The sequence below is a fragment of the Pseudomonas sp. BGI-2 genome (assembly GCF_004310295.1).
Lineage (GTDB): Bacteria > Pseudomonadota > Gammaproteobacteria > Pseudomonadales > Pseudomonadaceae > Aquipseudomonas.
The window spans coordinates 74,578-89,270 of the sequence record NZ_SISB01000022.1 but is presented as its reverse complement, the minus strand read 5'-3'; the positions used below and the strand labels follow the sequence as shown (position 1 = coordinate 89,270).

At 55.4% G+C, this 14,693-nt stretch carries 16 protein-coding genes; 7 read left to right on the top strand and 9 right to left on the bottom strand.

Annotation, left to right across the window (positions count from 1 at the left end; translation table 11 throughout):
- The first annotated feature begins 132 nt into the window (after positions 1–132).
- Genes EYC95_RS16450 through EYC95_RS16440 form a run of 3 tightly spaced genes read left to right on the top strand, consistent with a single transcriptional unit; the run spans position 133 to position 1,761 of the window.
- Positions 133–354 carry a 4-oxalocrotonate tautomerase family protein gene (locus EYC95_RS16450; protein ID WP_131061300.1) on the top strand — a complete coding sequence of 74 codons (222 nt, stop codon included), beginning with the start codon at positions 133–135 and terminating at the stop codon, positions 352–354.
- The gene (locus EYC95_RS16445) at positions 351–1,007 is read left to right on the top strand and encodes a DsbA family oxidoreductase (RefSeq protein WP_131061299.1); all 657 of its coding nucleotides are present in this window, start codon (positions 351–353) and stop codon (positions 1,005–1,007) included. Before EYC95_RS16450 ends, EYC95_RS16445 begins: the two co-directional genes overlap by 4 nt.
- A 43-nt stretch (positions 1,008–1,050) precedes the next feature.
- Positions 1,051–1,761, top strand: coding sequence for an SDR family NAD(P)-dependent oxidoreductase (locus tag EYC95_RS16440; protein ID WP_131061298.1), 711 nt, complete (start codon positions 1,051–1,053; stop codon positions 1,759–1,761).
- A 160-nt stretch (positions 1,762–1,921) separates the two neighbouring features.
- On the opposite strand, the gene EYC95_RS16435 is transcribed toward EYC95_RS16440, so the two are convergent.
- Positions 1,922–2,821 carry a LysR substrate-binding domain-containing protein gene (locus EYC95_RS16435; RefSeq protein WP_131061297.1) on the bottom strand — a complete coding sequence of 300 codons (900 nt, stop codon included), beginning with the start codon at positions 2,819–2,821 and terminating at the stop codon, positions 1,922–1,924.
- 158 nt (positions 2,822–2,979) lie between these two features.
- On the opposite strand from EYC95_RS16435, the gene EYC95_RS16430 reads away from it, so the two are divergent.
- The 4 genes from EYC95_RS16430 to EYC95_RS16415 all read left to right on the top strand — a co-directional run bounded on the left by EYC95_RS16430 (position 2,980) and on the right by EYC95_RS16415 (position 7,961).
- Positions 2,980–4,539 (top strand): MFS transporter, encoded by a 1,560-nt coding sequence (locus tag EYC95_RS16430; RefSeq protein WP_131061296.1) that lies wholly within the window; start codon positions 2,980–2,982, stop codon positions 4,537–4,539.
- A gap of 8 nt (positions 4,540–4,547) precedes the next feature.
- The gene (locus tag EYC95_RS16425; RefSeq protein ID WP_371928421.1) at positions 4,548–5,522 is read left to right on the top strand and encodes an LLM class oxidoreductase; all 975 of its coding nucleotides are present in this window, start codon (positions 4,548–4,550) and stop codon (positions 5,520–5,522) included.
- A gap of 67 nt (positions 5,523–5,589) precedes the next feature.
- A complete protein-coding gene (locus tag EYC95_RS16420; RefSeq protein ID WP_131061294.1) occupies positions 5,590–6,753 on the top strand; it encodes an MFS transporter in 1,164 nt (387 codons plus the stop codon).
- Between the two features lie 17 nt (positions 6,754–6,770).
- On the top strand, positions 6,771–7,961 hold the full coding sequence (locus EYC95_RS16415; protein ID WP_131061293.1) for an LLM class flavin-dependent oxidoreductase: 1,191 nt from the start codon (positions 6,771–6,773) through the stop codon (positions 7,959–7,961).
- A 43-nt stretch (positions 7,962–8,004) separates the two neighbouring features.
- Here EYC95_RS16415 and EYC95_RS16410 read toward each other — a convergent pair whose 3' ends face one another.
- The 8 genes from EYC95_RS16410 to EYC95_RS16375 all read right to left on the bottom strand — a co-directional run bounded on the left by EYC95_RS16410 (position 8,005) and on the right by EYC95_RS16375 (position 14,626).
- Positions 8,005–8,874, bottom strand: a complete 870-nt coding sequence (locus tag EYC95_RS16410; RefSeq protein ID WP_131061292.1) for a DUF6282 family protein — start codon at positions 8,872–8,874, stop codon at positions 8,005–8,007.
- Entirely contained in the window at positions 8,871–9,644 is a 774-nt protein-coding gene (locus EYC95_RS16405) for a hypothetical protein (RefSeq protein ID WP_131061291.1), read from the bottom strand. The genes EYC95_RS16410 and EYC95_RS16405 overlap by 4 nt, the downstream gene beginning before the upstream one ends.
- A 68-nt stretch (positions 9,645–9,712) precedes the next feature.
- On the bottom strand, positions 9,713–10,684 hold the full coding sequence (locus EYC95_RS16400) for a nitronate monooxygenase family protein (RefSeq protein WP_131061317.1): 972 nt from the start codon (positions 10,682–10,684) through the stop codon (positions 9,713–9,715).
- Between the two features lie 72 nt (positions 10,685–10,756).
- Positions 10,757–11,125, bottom strand: a complete 369-nt coding sequence (locus EYC95_RS16395; RefSeq protein ID WP_131061290.1) for an antibiotic biosynthesis monooxygenase — start codon at positions 11,123–11,125, stop codon at positions 10,757–10,759.
- Positions 11,126–11,156: 31 nt separating this feature from the next.
- Positions 11,157–11,720, bottom strand: coding sequence for a flavin reductase family protein (locus EYC95_RS16390; RefSeq protein WP_131061289.1), 564 nt, complete (start codon positions 11,718–11,720; stop codon positions 11,157–11,159).
- Positions 11,717–12,430, bottom strand: a complete 714-nt coding sequence (locus EYC95_RS16385; protein ID WP_131061288.1) for an RraA family protein — start codon at positions 12,428–12,430, stop codon at positions 11,717–11,719. Before EYC95_RS16385 ends, EYC95_RS16390 begins: the two co-directional genes overlap by 4 nt.
- Entirely contained in the window at positions 12,414–13,604 is a 1,191-nt protein-coding gene (locus EYC95_RS16380; protein WP_131061287.1) for an isocitrate/isopropylmalate dehydrogenase family protein, read from the bottom strand. Before EYC95_RS16380 ends, EYC95_RS16385 begins: the two co-directional genes overlap by 17 nt.
- Positions 13,601–14,626 carry a nucleoid-structuring protein H-NS gene (locus EYC95_RS16375; RefSeq protein WP_131061286.1) on the bottom strand — a complete coding sequence of 342 codons (1,026 nt, stop codon included), beginning with the start codon at positions 14,624–14,626 and terminating at the stop codon, positions 13,601–13,603. The genes EYC95_RS16380 and EYC95_RS16375 overlap by 4 nt, the downstream gene beginning before the upstream one ends.
- Between the last annotated feature and the right edge of the window lie 67 nt (positions 14,627–14,693).

Below are 14,693 nucleotides of genomic sequence, written 5' to 3'. Positions count from 1 at the left end.
AAATCGCGCACCTATTACACTACGTAATTAATGATGTTCCCGTCCCCACCTTTATCCCCTCCAGCTAACTCCATACATTGAGCTCCAACGCCTACCCATTCATTCCGAAGGGAAGGTCACTGGAGAGTCTTCATGCCTTTCGTAAGCGTACGCATCACCCGCGATGGCGTTACCTCTGAGCAGAAAGCTCAGGTGATCGCCCAAATCACTGAAACCCTGGAACGCGTCCTGAAGAAGGATCCGCACCTGACCCACATCGTGATCGAAGAAGTCGACACCGATAACTGGGGCTACGCCGGCATCACCACCACCCAGTACCGAAAGCAACTGGCTGAGGCGGAGGGCCAGTCATGACCGCGTCCGTCTCCATCGATTTCATCTCCGACGTGGTGTGCCCGTGGTGTGCGTTGGGTGCGACGGCGCTGGAGCAAGCGATAGAGAACGTGGCCGGTGAGATTTCGGTGGAGCTGACCTACAAGCCCTTCGAGTTGAACCCAGACATGCCGGCAGTCGGCGAAAAAGCGGTCGAGCATTTGATGCGCAAATATGGAAGGACTGCCGAAGACGTCGCCGCCGGCAAAGCGATGCAAATCGAACGTGGCGCGGCCCTGGGTTTCAAGTTTGATCTGGAGAAGCGCACTCACTTCTACAACACGTTTGATGCGCATCGGCTGCTGTTGTGGGCGTTGCAGGAAGGGCGGCAGGTCGCACTGAAGAAGATCCTGCTGCGCGCCTATTTCGCCGACGGCGAGAACCCGAGTAATCGCGAGACGCTGGTTCGTCTGGCGGCTGAAGCGGGACTGGAGGCGGCGGCTGCTCAAGAGGTGTTGGCGTCCGGCGCGTTTGCCGAAGAAGTGCGTGAGCTTGAAGCGTTTTACCGCCAGCACGGCATCAACTCGGTCCCGGCCATGGTGCATAACGGTCGACACCTGGTGTCCGGCTCGCAGTCGGTCGAGTACTACGAACAGATGTTGAGACAAATGGCCAAGGCCCCCGCCGAAGCCTGATTACTTACTTTTTCAAACCATCATTTATTTGTAGAGGTTCATCATGAGCAATTCGAAAAAAGTCATCGTTATTACCGGCGCATCCCAAGGCCTCGGCGCCGGCATGGTCAAGGCGTTCCGTGATCTGGATTACAAAGTTGTCGCCACATCGCGTTCGATCAAACCGTCCACCGACCCGGATATCCTCACCGTGGCGGGTGACATCGGCGACCCGGCGGTCGCCCAGCAAGTGATCCGCGAAGCCATCGCACGTTTTGGCCGCATCGATACCTTGATCAACAACGCCGGGATCTTCGTTGCCAAGCCGTTCACCGCTTACACCCCTGAAGACTACGCGGCGGTGTTGTCGGTGAACCTGAATGGTTTCTTCTACATCACCCAACTCGCGATCACCGAGATGGAGAAACAAGGCCAAGGCCACGTCGTCAACATTACCACCAGCCTGGTCGACCACGCGATTGATGGTGTGCCGTCGGTGCTGGCTTCACTGACTAAAGGTGGTTTGAACGCTGCGACCAAGTCCCTGGCTATCGAGTACGCCAAGCGTGGGATTCGGGTGAACGCGGTTTCACCTGGCATCATCAAGACGCCGATGCATGGTGAAGAAACTCATGAGGCGCTGGGGAATCTGCATCCGGTTGGGCATATGGGTGAGATCAGTGACATTGCGCAGGCTGTTGTTTATCTGGATAGCGCGAACTTTGTTACTGGTGAGATTCTGCATGTGGATGGTGGGCAGAGCGCGGGGCACTAAGACCGCTTTTCCAAACGCCAAAAACAACAAAGCCCTCGTATTTCTCCGAGGGCTTTGTTTTGTATGGTGCGGCATCAGGAGTCGAATGGATATTTAACGATTTGCCATTAATGATTTTATGAAGGTGAAGGTGAGCTGCGTCGGCAAGCAGATAAAGGAGCTATCCATGCAGGTCGCTAGTGAATAGATGACTGTGCATAAAATCTATGAAGGCCCGTAGTCTTAGAGAAAGATGTTTGCTCGATGGCCATAGAAGCCTGAACACCCCAGTGTGAACCGTATAGTCTGCTAACACCCGAACCAGTTCGCCGTTTTTGATGGACTTGGAAGTCATGAAGTCAGGTAGGCAAGCAATTCCCAAACCTGAACGTGCCACATCGACAATCACTTCAGTCGTGTTGCACACCATGGTCTGAGGTAGCTCGAAATCCGGCTCTCCGGTCTCAACGCGTAGCGGCCATGGTTCAATCTTCCCTGTCGAAGGAAACTTGTGTAACAAACATGAATGCGTAGCAAGATCCGCTGGCCGTTGGGGTACACCGTACTGTGCGAGATAGTCCGCAGACGCCACAATCTGGAGCTGAAACCCCCCCAGTCTTTTAGAAATCAACCGAGAGTCACTAGGCTCGCCTGTCCGCAATACAGCATCAAAGCCCTCCTCGATAACGTCGACCATTCGATCAGTAAAATCGATGTCGAGTTCTATTTCGGGGTATGTGCGCATGAATTGAATGATTGCTGGCATCACAAGATCGCAGACTAGAGGCAAGCTGATTCGCAATTTGCCCCTCGGTTGTTCACGCGCATTGCTTAGCTCCATTTCTGCGGCTTCAAGCTCCGACAGTATCCGTCGGCACCGCTCGAGAAACAGTGACCCTTCTAACGTCAGGGCAATACTGCGGGTGTTGCGCTGGAATAGGCGTACACCGAGTTTGTCCTCCAGCCGACCAATACTTTTGCCGACGCCAGAGGATGAAATACCTAGTCGTTTCCCTGCCTCTGTAAAGCTTCGAGTCTCAGCCACCAATACGAATAGTGAAATGCTGCCAAGCGATTCCAAGGGCTGTCCTCACTACGGACACCAATGTCCGATATGTTCGGATTATAGGCCTGTTTTTGTTTGCGGACGCAAGCCCTAACCTCTTGGTGGGCCGATCACCGCAGACAACCGTGCGCCGAGGACCAACACCTCCGCACACCAATCAGGGAAACATTCAGATGAATTCAACACGCAGCGTTCAGACGGCTCCCCCGTTATTGAAGTGGATACAGCTATTCGCAGCTTGCCTGACAGGCGTTCTCATCCCGCTTTGCTTCACAGGGCCCGCAGTTGTCCTCTCTTCCATCAGCGCTGCCATGGGAGGATCTGCCGTCGAGCTCAGTTGGGTTGTCAACGCCTATATCCTGACTTATGGCAGCGCCATGATGGCGGCAGGGAGTCTGACGGATATCTATGGACGCAAGCGGGTATGGCTGATTGGTCTAGTCATCTTTGTGTTGTCTACCATCGCTATTCCCTTCTCTTCCACTGTCTTGCAGATCGATATCCTGAGGCTTGTACAGGGGTTGGGCGGAGCAGCTGCTTTCGCTGGCGCCATGTCGTCTCTAGCTCAGGTCTTCCACGGTGCTGAGCGCACCAAGGTTTTCAGTCTACTTGGGACGACTTTCGGCATTGGATTAGCCTTCGGCCCATTGGCAGCGGGGCTACTGGTCGACTCCGCAGGCTGGAAATGGACGTTCCACGCTACGGCATTGATAGGCGTAGCGGGCTTCATACTTGTCTGCGTGAGCGCGACTGATTCTAAAGACCCGGCTAACAATGGTATGGACTGGCCTGGTGCTCTCAGCTTCACGGCCGCACTGACCTTGTTCACCTATGGCATTCTCCTCGCGCCTGAGGACGGTTGGGCCAGCCCAATCGTTTTGGGGAGTGTGGCCGGCGCGATCCTGCTGTTTATCATCTTCGTGATGATAGAGCGCCGAACCAGTAGTCCTATGCTTGACCTGTCGCTGTTCAAGCAATCCAAGTTTGTAGGTGTGCAGATTCTTGCAGCGAGCCCTGCATTCTTTTTTGTCGTCCTCATCATCATGCTCCCGGCGCGATTCATCGGAGTCGATGGGCTGAGTGCTTTGCAGACCGGACAGATGATGATCGCGCTGGCCGCACCGTTGCTGCTCGTGCCGTTTCTGGCTGCTCAGCTCGCGCGACACTACACCTCAGGGATGCTCTCGGCGGTCGGGCTGATGCTGGTGGCTGTCGGGCTGTTTTGGCTCGGCGTCGTGCTAGATAGCGGAGTAAGTAATGCGGTAATGCCTATGGCGCTGATCGGCATCGGCATTGGCCTGCCTTGGGGTTTGATGGATGGCATGGCCGTTAGCGTGGTGGAAAAAGAACGCGCTGGCATGGCCACAGGGATTTTTAACGCTGTTCGCGTTTCCGCCGACGGTATAGCCATCGCCGTCGCCGGGGCGTTGCTGGCGACCTTCATTCAATGGGGGTTATTCGACGCCGCCACGAATTTTGCACCGCATCAGATAATGGAGGCATCCAGCCGGGCTGCGCTCGGCGATCTGCAGAACGCCGGCAATCAACTGCCAGGGCAGTCAGAGCTTTTGCGCCACGAGTACGCGAACGCGTTTCGTCATCTGCTTTTCATCTTGGGTGCTGGCAGCGTGCTCACGGCAGTTGCTGTGTTCGCAACGCTCGGTCGAGTTAGCGCGCATGATCATCAACCAGTAGAAGCAGTCCGTCCCGTGATCGTGGGTGACCGCGAGTGATCGGGCGGATACGAACGAGCGGCGAATCCAATGAGGCTCACCCTGCGTTTTCCCGTGTGTTCGCACCAGGCCATCTTACGTTTGGCCTAATCGCGCCGCTGGAGGGATATCCCAACCTCATGGCTCCGACTATGCAAGATCATGTTGATCTGGCCCGACAAGCTGACGTCGCTGGTTTCTCAGCGATCTGGCTACGCGACGTGCCTCTGCTGGATCCGGAGTTTGGAGACGCGGGCCAGATGTTTGATCCCTTGGTGTACGCAGCTCACTTAGGGGCGGTCACTCAAAGAATCTGTATCGGTACTGCCGGGGTGGTACTGACGCTACGCGATCCCTTGATGGTCGCCAAGCAAGCCGCAACCCTTGATGTGCTACTGCAGGGCCGCTTTCTACTCGGACTCTCAACGGGAGATCGGCCCAGCGAGTATCCAGCATTCGGCCAGGACTTCGACAACCGAGCGGAGCGATTCAGAGAAGGTTGCGAAATTTTGCGTATCGCTACCCAACAGTCTTTTCCCAAGTATGAGTTTTGTCACTATGGCAGGCTCGACGGGACGCTGGATTTGCTTCCAAAGCCATGGTCCACGCAAATGCCAATGCTCGCTGTTGGCCGTTGCGGGCAAGACATGAAGTGGTTGGCATCGCATATGGATGGATGGCTTTGGCACCAAAGCGACTTTGGCAGCCTGCCCAACTTGATTGAGCAATGGCAGTCCTGTACTGAGCCTGACACGTTCAAACCCTACGGCTATGCGACATTCTTCAACCTGGAAGAAAACCCCGACGCCCCCTTGAAGGTTGGACGAGGGATAAGCACCGGCCGCAATGCGCTCATTGACTTGTGGCAGCGACAACAAGCGCAAGGTGTTTCACATGTCGCATTGAACCTGAAGCCATTACGACGGCCTGCAAGGGACGTATTGCAGGAACTTGCAGAATACGTGCTGCCGTTTTTTCCGGCACAGGGAGTGAGCCTTGTCTAATCGAAACGCTCCGTCTGCTCAAGATTTGTTGAACCAAAGTACCGACCTGCCCCGGAGCCCCATACGTATGTGGCTCGCTGGTTGGATGGTAGTGTCGGTGTTTATCTTGTCCAATACTGCGACCCCGCTATACGTTTTGTGGCAGGGGCAACTCGGTTTCGCATCGTCAACCCTCACGTTGATATTCGCGGCTTATATCTTGGGGCTGTTGCTCAGTTTGCTGATTGCTGGACAAGTATCTGATCGCTACGGTCGCAGGGTGGTACTGCTGCCCGGTCTAGTCTGCGCTATGTCGGCTGCATTGCTGTTCAGGTCCGCCGAATCGGTTGAAGGCTTGCTTTTCGCACGCCTACTGACAGGCATTGCCGTGGGGATTATCGTCTCCGCGGGGATGGCAAGTGTTGTTGATCAGGGGGGTGTGCAGAGGCGAAGACTATCTTCGTTAGTGGCCTCAATGTCGATGGTGCTGGGTGCAGGCCTCGGGCCTTTGCTGGCTGGAAGCCTCGCCACGTTTGCCAGCCGGCCGATCGAAAAAGTGTTTACCCTGGAGTTGGGGATACTTGCACTCGCTTTTCTGATCGCCTGGACGATGCCAAACGGAGCGAATGACACCCAACGAACAGGCAGCGCCAGATGGAGGTTCCCTTCGGTAGAGCGACATCATCGCCTTCACATACTGCTAGGTGTCGCGCTGTTCGGTCCGGGAATCACAGCTACTTCCTTTGTCTTGTCGTTGGGACCGTCTCTACTGGCAAGTCTGCTCCACATTAAAACTCCGCTGATGGCAGGTGCCACTGCGTTTCTAATGTTTATCTCGGCTTTCGCCGTACAGATTGTGCTGCGTCGGCGAACCGTTGAACACATTTTCTATTTCAGTGCTGCCGCGACCTTCGCCTCGATGCTGGGTATCTCCACTGCGATAGCGATCTCCTCTCCCGCGGTTCTGATTATCGCCGCGTTGCTGGCCGGTGCCGGTCAGGGATTGGGGCAACTGGGGGGGCTGACGTTAATAGCCTTGAGGGTATCGGACAACAAGCGGGCGCAGGCAAATGCATTGCTCAACATGGGCGGCTATGTTCCCGCTGGCCTACTGCCTGTAGCCACTGGTTTCTTGATCGACCGAACTAACTTGGCCGTCGGTGCTTACACATTGGCAGGTCTGCTCGCTAGCTGTGCGCTACTCGCAGCCTGGTTCGTCGCAAGAAACAAGGAAGAAGTTCACTACTACTGACGACCTAGGAGGTCATCATGCGCTCTACAAAGTCCAACCCTGCTAAACCTAATCCAATGCGTGTCAGCCGCAACAAGATGCAATTAGGGGTTTTTTCCACTAACACGGAGGGTGGTTGTACGGTGACGAATGCGCCAGAGCGGATTCGAGGGGATGACTGGGCAGGCAATCTGGAGATCGCGAAGGATGCGGACCGGGCAGGTTTTGAAGCGTTCATCCCGGTCGGCCGTTGGAAGGGATTTGGTGGCGCCAATAACACCGGTGGTGTGTGTTACGAGACCTACACGTGGGCGGCGGGTATCGCTGCACTGACTGATCAAATCGCGGTGTTCACGACGTCGCATTTGCCGACTGTGCACCCTCTGTTCGCCGCTAAACAGGCGGTTACAATCGATCACATCAGCGGCGGGCGTTTCGGTCTGAACATTTTGTGTGGCTGGTATGGCGCTGAGATGAGGATGTTCAGCGGCGAGATGATGGAACACGACAAGCGATATGACTACGCTGAGGAGTGGTTGCACATCGCGCAAAACGCCTGGCAGCAGCAGACCCCTTTTAACTTCAAAGGGGAGTATTTCACGATCTGCGACGCGATCTCTCAACCGCAGCCAATCAACAAGCCTTACCTTATCAACGCTGGCGGCTCCCCTCGCGGGAAGCGGTTCTGCGCAGAGCATTGTGATGCGGCGTTCTTAATCATCAAGCACTTGGATGGCGAAGCGGCTGTGCGTGAACAGATCGCCTCCTACAAGGATCTCGCCAAGAACGAGTTCGGCAGAGACCTCAAAATTTGGTGCTATGGCTACGTTGTTCAGAAAGACACGCAGGAAGAAGCCGAAGCGTACCTTGATTATTACGCAAACCAAGTGGGCGACGACGAAGGGTGCGACATCATCACGACCGAACTGGGCATTCAGACCGGAATCTTCACGCCGGAAGATGCGGTCCGGTTCCGTTTTCACTTCAAGGCTGGCTTTGCTGGCGTACCGTTGGTAGGAACGCCAGAACAGATTGTAGAGCTCTTCCGGAAATATTCAGACTGGGGAATCGACGGCATCGCGCTTACATGGTTGGACTACCACCAAGGGATCAAGGACTTCGTGGCGGGCGTTCAACCACTCATGGAGGCTGCAGGTTTGCGCGAGCCATTCCTTAAAGATGCTCTACCAGCGCCAAAAGAGGAGCGGGCGGCTGTGGAAGTGGCATAACTGTTGGGGCCCCGGCGAATTAGCCTAGGGGCCCAACTCTAACTTAGATTTCCAACATCTTTTGCGGATTAGAAAGGGTCACTTCCGCGCGGCGAGAGACATCGAGTTCAAACGTATCAAACCACTGTTGGCTTCGCTCGAGCCAGCCGTTGACGTCCATCTGGCTCGTTTGCCCCAAGTCTGAGCTATAGACAACATTGGGGACAGACGACAACACCTCGCGAAAATCCTCTTCTTGTTGATACCCTAAAAGATAGGTCAGCGCTGTCTGCTCGATATACACATTTGGCGCCGCGGCGATCTCTAAAAGTTCGGCAGCCTTCAAATCAGTCAGCGGATTAGCGGGTTGGTTGAGCATCAAACGTGGCACGCCCAACCGAACGGATTCATCAACTAAAGCACGAACCTCGCGCGCGTCAGCGTGGCCGGTTGATATCACAAGAGGGTAGTCACACGCCATCTTGAGTACATCCAACGCCTGGGGCGTTAGTCGCCCTGCGTCTGTTGTCACGCGGAGGGGCTTGATCGGTTTGCTTAGCAAGAGCGGATGGCTGACATTACGCGCGAGGGTGCTGGTGTGCTTGCGTCCTGTCACTGTAGGAAAGTGGACAATGAAGCGTCCCGGTTCGTCGCCGCGCACACACAGGCTTCGCTCCACGACCCTGAAGTCCACACCTCCTGCAATCTCGTTTAAAACCAAAGAGCCGCTGACGGGAAAACCCTGCGAGCGCGCCTCCCAGGCTTGCCCGGCAGTGCACCCCATGTGATTTTTCAGTACGACCCAGCCTTTTGCTGCTGCGTACAGCTTCCCGGCATCTATCGCTCCGTGGCGGCGAATGAACGCGTCCGGATTCGCGTGGTAGTGCAGGTCTATAAACCTTGGGGAGTGGCTATTACCTTTGAGATCGTTCATGCCGCGCGTTCCGACAGGGGTATTAGAAAAGTGTCGACGTCGCTCAGCACCGAATCGAGGTCGTCAGCCAAAGGTCGCATACCTCCCCCCTTGATGCAGAGTGTGCGTTGATTGTTTCCGGTGGTTTCTATCGCGTGCGTCTGCGTAACAAGTTGAGATCGCTCGCCAAAAATACTCAGGACCCTTCCTTGATATTTCTGCAGGCTGTGACTGAGATCGATACCGGCCAAAAATCCAAAACCACGCACTAGCCGTTGCCCCTGTACCACGAGGGGAACGTTACTTTGACTCTCTGCGGTCTGCTGAGGAACCCCGCCCTCGGGTAAAACGAGCGCATCCAATAGGCGCTTGGCTTCTTCAACTTGGCCAAGCTTTGCAAGCTCTGCCATTCGCCCGAGTCTGGCATCCAGTAACGCGTTGGCTTTGGCCGGGGATGAGAGCAGCAGCAGAGCCGCCGTGGACGCAAGAGAAGAGGAGCTAACCAGTTCCAGGGCAAGCGCGCCGCCTAACGCGACGCCGACAAGTACGTTGGGTACGCCCCAAGGTTGCAGTACCTCAGCCCAACGCTCGCTAAAGGCTTTCAAAGTCTCACCTGCGACAACCGGTATCGAGAGCGAATCAAACACCACCACCCGATAGCCTGCGCTGAGAAAGTGGCCTATCAGGGGCTGGATAAATGCTCCTTCATCCCACACAGGCATGACCGGGGAAAGAACAAAAACGGACAATTTCCCTTCCCCATACTCTTTGAATTGCACGTCCTGGTTCATCGCTTTGCTCCTGCAGAAATAACGAAGCCCACTTTTACAAGCGGGCCGATTGTGATCAGTGGAGCCGGTTAGAGGGTGAGACCGAGCTTTGCTACGACGTCGGCATAGCCTTTCATAGTGGCCTCGACTATTGAGTGCGCTGGCTGTACGTCTTTGATTAGATCTGCCACCTCGCCTGCCCAAATAGCCTTAGTACCGATGTCATCCTCTGCCAGGGCCTGTTCGTACTGAGGCCGCAACTGATCAATTGCGGCCGAGAACGCCTTTTCATTGCCTACCCATGACTCGGAAAAGTGGTTCGCAATTGCTCGCCCGCTGTACTCCGCGGGCCAGGATATTCCGCGCACGTCATCAAAGATGCGGGTTCTGACGGTATCGCTTGCGACGGCGTGGACCAGTCTGCTTTTCACCCGTTCTGAGGGGAGCGCTTCGTCGGACGCCAAGAACCGCGTTCCCATCATGACCCCGTCCATTCCGAGCGCCATCGCCGCGGCCATTCCCCGGCCGTCAGCTATCCCACCGGTTCCGATCAGGATTACATCCTCGCCCACAGCATCCCGGACTGCCGGGAATAAAGGCATGGAGGATCTGCGCAAGCTATGCCCCCCTGCTTCCGCACCCTGCACTATCAATGCATCGGCGCCGGCGTCGAGGGCGTAGAGCGCCTGGTCAACGTCATGCACCTGAACGATCACTTTCGCGTTCGCTTGATGAATGGGTTCGATAAATGGACGGACATCGCCAAAGGACAGGGCTACCACGTCCGGGCCATAATCCAACGCCAAATGCAGTAACTCGAAACGTTTCGCGACAGTGAACATGACAAGCCCGATGCCCCACGGCTTGTCCAAATTTTGCATGAGCGGCAACTGCTGAGCCATCCAGTCAGGGTCCCCGTAGCTTGCTCCCACCAGGCCAAGGCCACCTGCGTTTGAAACTGCTGCCGCCAACCGTCCTCCGGACGCTCCCCCCATGGGTGCGAGAACCAGTGGGTGCTGGATGCCCAGGAATGTTGTTAACGCTGAATGAATTGCGACCATAACTTCTTCCTTGATCGAATATTGATAGGCTTGGGCGGTACGCAGCGCCAAGCGCTGCGCACGCGGTTGCAGCTAGCCAACAGTTTCGAGGGCGGTGGCGGTGGCGGGGGTGATGTAGGTGGCGACGGTGTACAGGTGGTATTCCCAAGTACCCGTTTCTTTCAAGCGCGAGTAACGCGATAGAAATTCCTCGTCGGTGAAGAGCGATTCGAACTGCCCGCGATCACTCCACTGAGCTTGGTTGATGACCGTCTTACCGTCCGTACTCTTCATCAAACGGCTCCACTGGAAAGCGCTGTACGTTCTTGCGACGTAGTTGACCGTGTCTTCCAGAATTTTCACGGCGAGGTCCTGCGCGCCTTCTTGGACATGCACCACATTCACGAGGTAAACCGCGGTGTCGTCCGAAACAGATTGAGGGTCAAACAATTCCATTTTCATGGTTATCTTCCAATAGTGAGTTACGAGCGTTTTAAGAGAAGACGGGAACTGATCCCGTTGGCATTCCGTCCTGCCAAAGCAATGGCGTGATGGCTTCGGCCACCACAACGTCGTCAACTTGACCGATGATTATTTCGTGGGTCCCGTAGCTCATGCGTTGAGCAACGGTGCAAAAAAGTGAGGCTTGTGCACTTCGCAGAAACGGCAGGCCGTTGGAATGCTGCCAGTCGGCAGTTTCGAATCGGGCCGGGCCGTTGACTGCCCCACCGAAGACTTTCACCAGATCCTCTTGGCCAACCCGCAACAGATTCACCGAGAACCTTCCATGGTCAATGAGAGGCCAGTACATGCTTGCGCCGTGGTTGATACAGACAAGGATGGACGAAGGGTCGGTGCATACCGACGTTACGGCGGTTGCAGCCATTCCAAAAGGAACGCCCTGATGTTCAGTCGCAATGAGGGTGACCGTGGAGGTCAGGCGACGCATCGCTTTCTTGAAGGCGTCAGTGATCGAACCCTTATCTGTGAAGGAATGCTGTTGCAGGGGCGCGCTTAAGGCGCTGGCACTGGCTAAGTACTCACTTGAAAGGTTCATTGGCTCAGCTCCGTTTCAACCTTTTCAGCAGCACCCAGCCAAGGCTGGTCATAGCGGTAGGTCTTCCGAGCGTCCTCAAGTGAAGACCCGGTTGTTATCGCCCCGATGATCTGCCGTTCGGTGTGCTCTACGGCGCACGCACGGCGAATGACCTCGGCAGCTATCTGCTGCGGAATAACAAGACAGCCGCTGCCATCGCAGACCATCAGGTCTCCTGGATTGACAGTGACGTCACCGATCTCAATCGGGACCTGCACTGCTTTTAGCTGTGTTCGGTTTTTTGCTGACTGCATGAACCGTCCGCGACTGAACAGGGGATAACCGAGCTTGACGACCGTATCGATATCCCTGGCCACTCCATCGATCACCGTCCCTTTGATGCCTCTCGCCACCGCGAAATGCGTCATGATATCGCCCCAGACAGTGCAGTCCTGGCGCCCCGCGTTGGAGCTAACGATCACTGCTCCGCGCGGGACCTGATCGATGTAATTAGCAGCATTTTTGAACCCGTGTGAATTCCCGACCGGTTCATACTGCACGGTAAAAGCGATGCCCACGCAGCGAGTTCCAGGCACTTGCGTGCCGATACCCAGCAGGCCACCAGGAACCTCCAGGCTATCCAAAGCGTCGGACAGAGACGCGGTGTCCAATCTTTCGCATTCGTCCAGCAAGGTTTGAGAGATTTCGGTCGACTCAAAGGGCTTCAACATGTGTTGCTCCCAGGTGTGAATTTGAGATGGGACGTTCCGTCGAGGTTAGCGCGGCCATAGAAACGCACTCGCCGATAATTGCCTCGCCAACCTGTGCCGTGGTGTGTGAGCCACCCATGTCATAGGTGCGCACAGTTGAACGCGAGACCCGGCTGACCGCAGCCGTGACGTACCGGGCTTCCTGCGGATAACCCAAATGCTCAAGCATGAGCGCGATGGCCATGAACATCGCGCTAGGATTGGCCTTGTTGAGCCCTGCATGCGCAGGGGCGCTCCCGTGAACCGGCTCGAAATATGCCCCCAGCTTTCCGAAGTTCCCACTCGGTGCGAAACCCAGACCACCCATAACGCCTGCACCGAGATCGGAGAGGATGTCTCCGAACATATTCTCGGCCACTACAACGGAGAAACGCTCTGGGCGCTGCACCATCCACAGCGCTACGGCATCCACATTTTCGATCACACCCTCAATGCCGGGATATCTCTGAGCTACACCTTCAAATACACGTCGCGCGAAGGCACTGCTGTGACGAAGTACCATGGGTTTGTCTACGAACGTGACCCGCTCGAATCCTTGGTTAGCCGCATATTCGAAAGCGTATTCGAAGATGCGCTCAAGCCCGCTGCGTGTCTGTAAACGCACTGAAATCGTCGCGTCCTCCTGGCCATCCCGGTGCCATGGCGCGCCCAATGCCTCCCGTTCTTCCAGTAATGGCAAGAACGCATCAGGTATCCGGCCAAAATCCAGGCCGGCGTACAGCCCCTCAGTGTTTTCCCGGATGACGACGAAGCGGAATCGGTTTTCGCCTGTCATATCAGTCACTGGCCGCACGTTTGCGTAAAGGTCCAGGTTCTGCCTGAGTTGGATCACAGGGCTGACATAACGGCGGTTTTGCCCCTGAAGGTGAGGGGGCAGCTCGGCTTCCGTTTCGGCAAGGGGTTTGCTCGTGATAGCGCCCAACAATGTGGCGTCACAATCACTGATTTTCTTCCAGGTTTCATCCGGGACGGTATTGCCTTCTCGCTTCCAGCATTCCCAACCAATGTCCCCAAACTCTAGATCGAAGGGCAGATTCAAAGCCTGAAGGACGGGCAGTGCGGCATTCATGACTTCAATGCCGATACCGTCACCGGGAAGGACACAAATGCGCTTGCGAGTGTGGAAGTCGCTCATCCCGCTATCTCCTGTGCAATCTTGGTAGCGCTGCCGTAGATGTTCGCGATGGCTCTCGGAGCAAGGCGTGCGACCTGATCCTGCTGATGCATGATCTCAAGGGCACGATACTCGGACGTTAGCTGAAAGCGCTCGAGCGTTTCCTGCATACGTTTTGCACTGTCGAACGGGAAGTTGTACGCCCCCATAATGATGTCCAGGAGAGGACTTGGAATGTTATTGAATGGGATCGAAGCCGCTGTCAGGTTTGACAGTTCTAGAATTTTGACGAGGTCAAACCCATGGCTAGTGCCGATGCGTTCGAGATAAGCGACCAGCATACTTAGATGTAAGTTGCCGGCACCTTTCCCCATTCCACAAATGGAGGTGTCGATATATTCGGCACCTGATTCGATGGCGGCGGCAGCATTGGCCAAGGCCATCGAAAGATTGTTATGAGCGTGGAAACCCAATGGCACTGCAAGTCGATTAGAGAGGCGACTGATCAATCGCTCGACATCGCTCGGGAGCATATGCCCGTTAGAGTCAGCAAAACAAATGATGTCTGCTCCAGCACCTTCGGCTCGGACGGAAGTGTCAATCACGGCGCTGAGAGTCTGTGTCGTCACATGAGTGACATTGGCGCTGACACTGAAGCCGTAATCGCGAGCGAGTGAAAGAGTGGCAAGCCCTTCAGCCAACTGCTCTCGGCGCAAGCAGACTCGAATCATAGAGACGCCTTGCTCCTTTAGCATGGCGAAATCCTGATCACCAACGTTCTTTGGGTGGACCATCACCGCAAGCTCAATTCGACCACCTCCAGCATGGCGAACTTTCTCGATAAACTCAGCGCTTATATTGCTAGTGAGTCCATGCTCCGCTTTGGGCGCGAACGACCCTCTGCAGTAACCAACTTCACACAAATCAACGCCGGCCTCTGCCAAGCTTGATGTTATTACCAGGGCCTGTTCATCCGTGAAGTTGAAATTATTGCGATACCCACCGTCACGTAGCGTGACGTCGAGAACTTTTACTTTCCCCATGATAATCTCCTGCTTTTGATGGCAGTAACGAGGTGTGCACAATTTGAAGAAAGGCCACGAAATCCTA

Coding starts and splice junctions, on each gene's coding strand:
- EYC95_RS16450 (WP_131061300.1), top strand. CDS start 133: ATGCCTTTCGTAAGCGTACGCATCACCCGCGATGGCGTTACCTCTGAG.
- EYC95_RS16445 (WP_131061299.1), top strand. CDS start 351: ATGACCGCGTCCGTCTCCATCGATTTCATCTCCGACGTGGTGTGCCCG.
- EYC95_RS16440 (WP_131061298.1), top strand. CDS start 1,051: ATGAGCAATTCGAAAAAAGTCATCGTTATTACCGGCGCATCCCAAGGC.
- EYC95_RS16430 (WP_131061296.1), top strand. CDS start 2,980: ATGAATTCAACACGCAGCGTTCAGACGGCTCCCCCGTTATTGAAGTGG.
- EYC95_RS16420 (WP_131061294.1), top strand. CDS start 5,590: ATGTGGCTCGCTGGTTGGATGGTAGTGTCGGTGTTTATCTTGTCCAAT.
- EYC95_RS16415 (WP_131061293.1), top strand. CDS start 6,771: ATGCGCTCTACAAAGTCCAACCCTGCTAAACCTAATCCAATGCGTGTC.
- EYC95_RS16410 (WP_131061292.1), bottom strand. CDS start 8,874: ATGAACGATCTCAAAGGTAATAGCCACTCCCCAAGGTTTATAGACCTG.
- EYC95_RS16405 (WP_131061291.1), bottom strand. CDS start 9,644: ATGAACCAGGACGTGCAATTCAAAGAGTATGGGGAAGGGAAATTGTCC.
- EYC95_RS16400 (WP_131061317.1), bottom strand. CDS start 10,684: ATGGTCGCAATTCATTCAGCGTTAACAACATTCCTGGGCATCCAGCAC.
- EYC95_RS16395 (WP_131061290.1), bottom strand. CDS start 11,125: ATGAAAATGGAATTGTTTGACCCTCAATCTGTTTCGGACGACACCGCG.
- EYC95_RS16390 (WP_131061289.1), bottom strand. CDS start 11,720: ATGAACCTTTCAAGTGAGTACTTAGCCAGTGCCAGCGCCTTAAGCGCG.
- EYC95_RS16385 (WP_131061288.1), bottom strand. CDS start 12,430: ATGTTGAAGCCCTTTGAGTCGACCGAAATCTCTCAAACCTTGCTGGAC.
- EYC95_RS16380 (WP_131061287.1), bottom strand. CDS start 13,604: ATGAGCGACTTCCACACTCGCAAGCGCATTTGTGTCCTTCCCGGTGAC.
- EYC95_RS16375 (WP_131061286.1), bottom strand. CDS start 14,626: ATGGGGAAAGTAAAAGTTCTCGACGTCACGCTACGTGACGGTGGGTAT.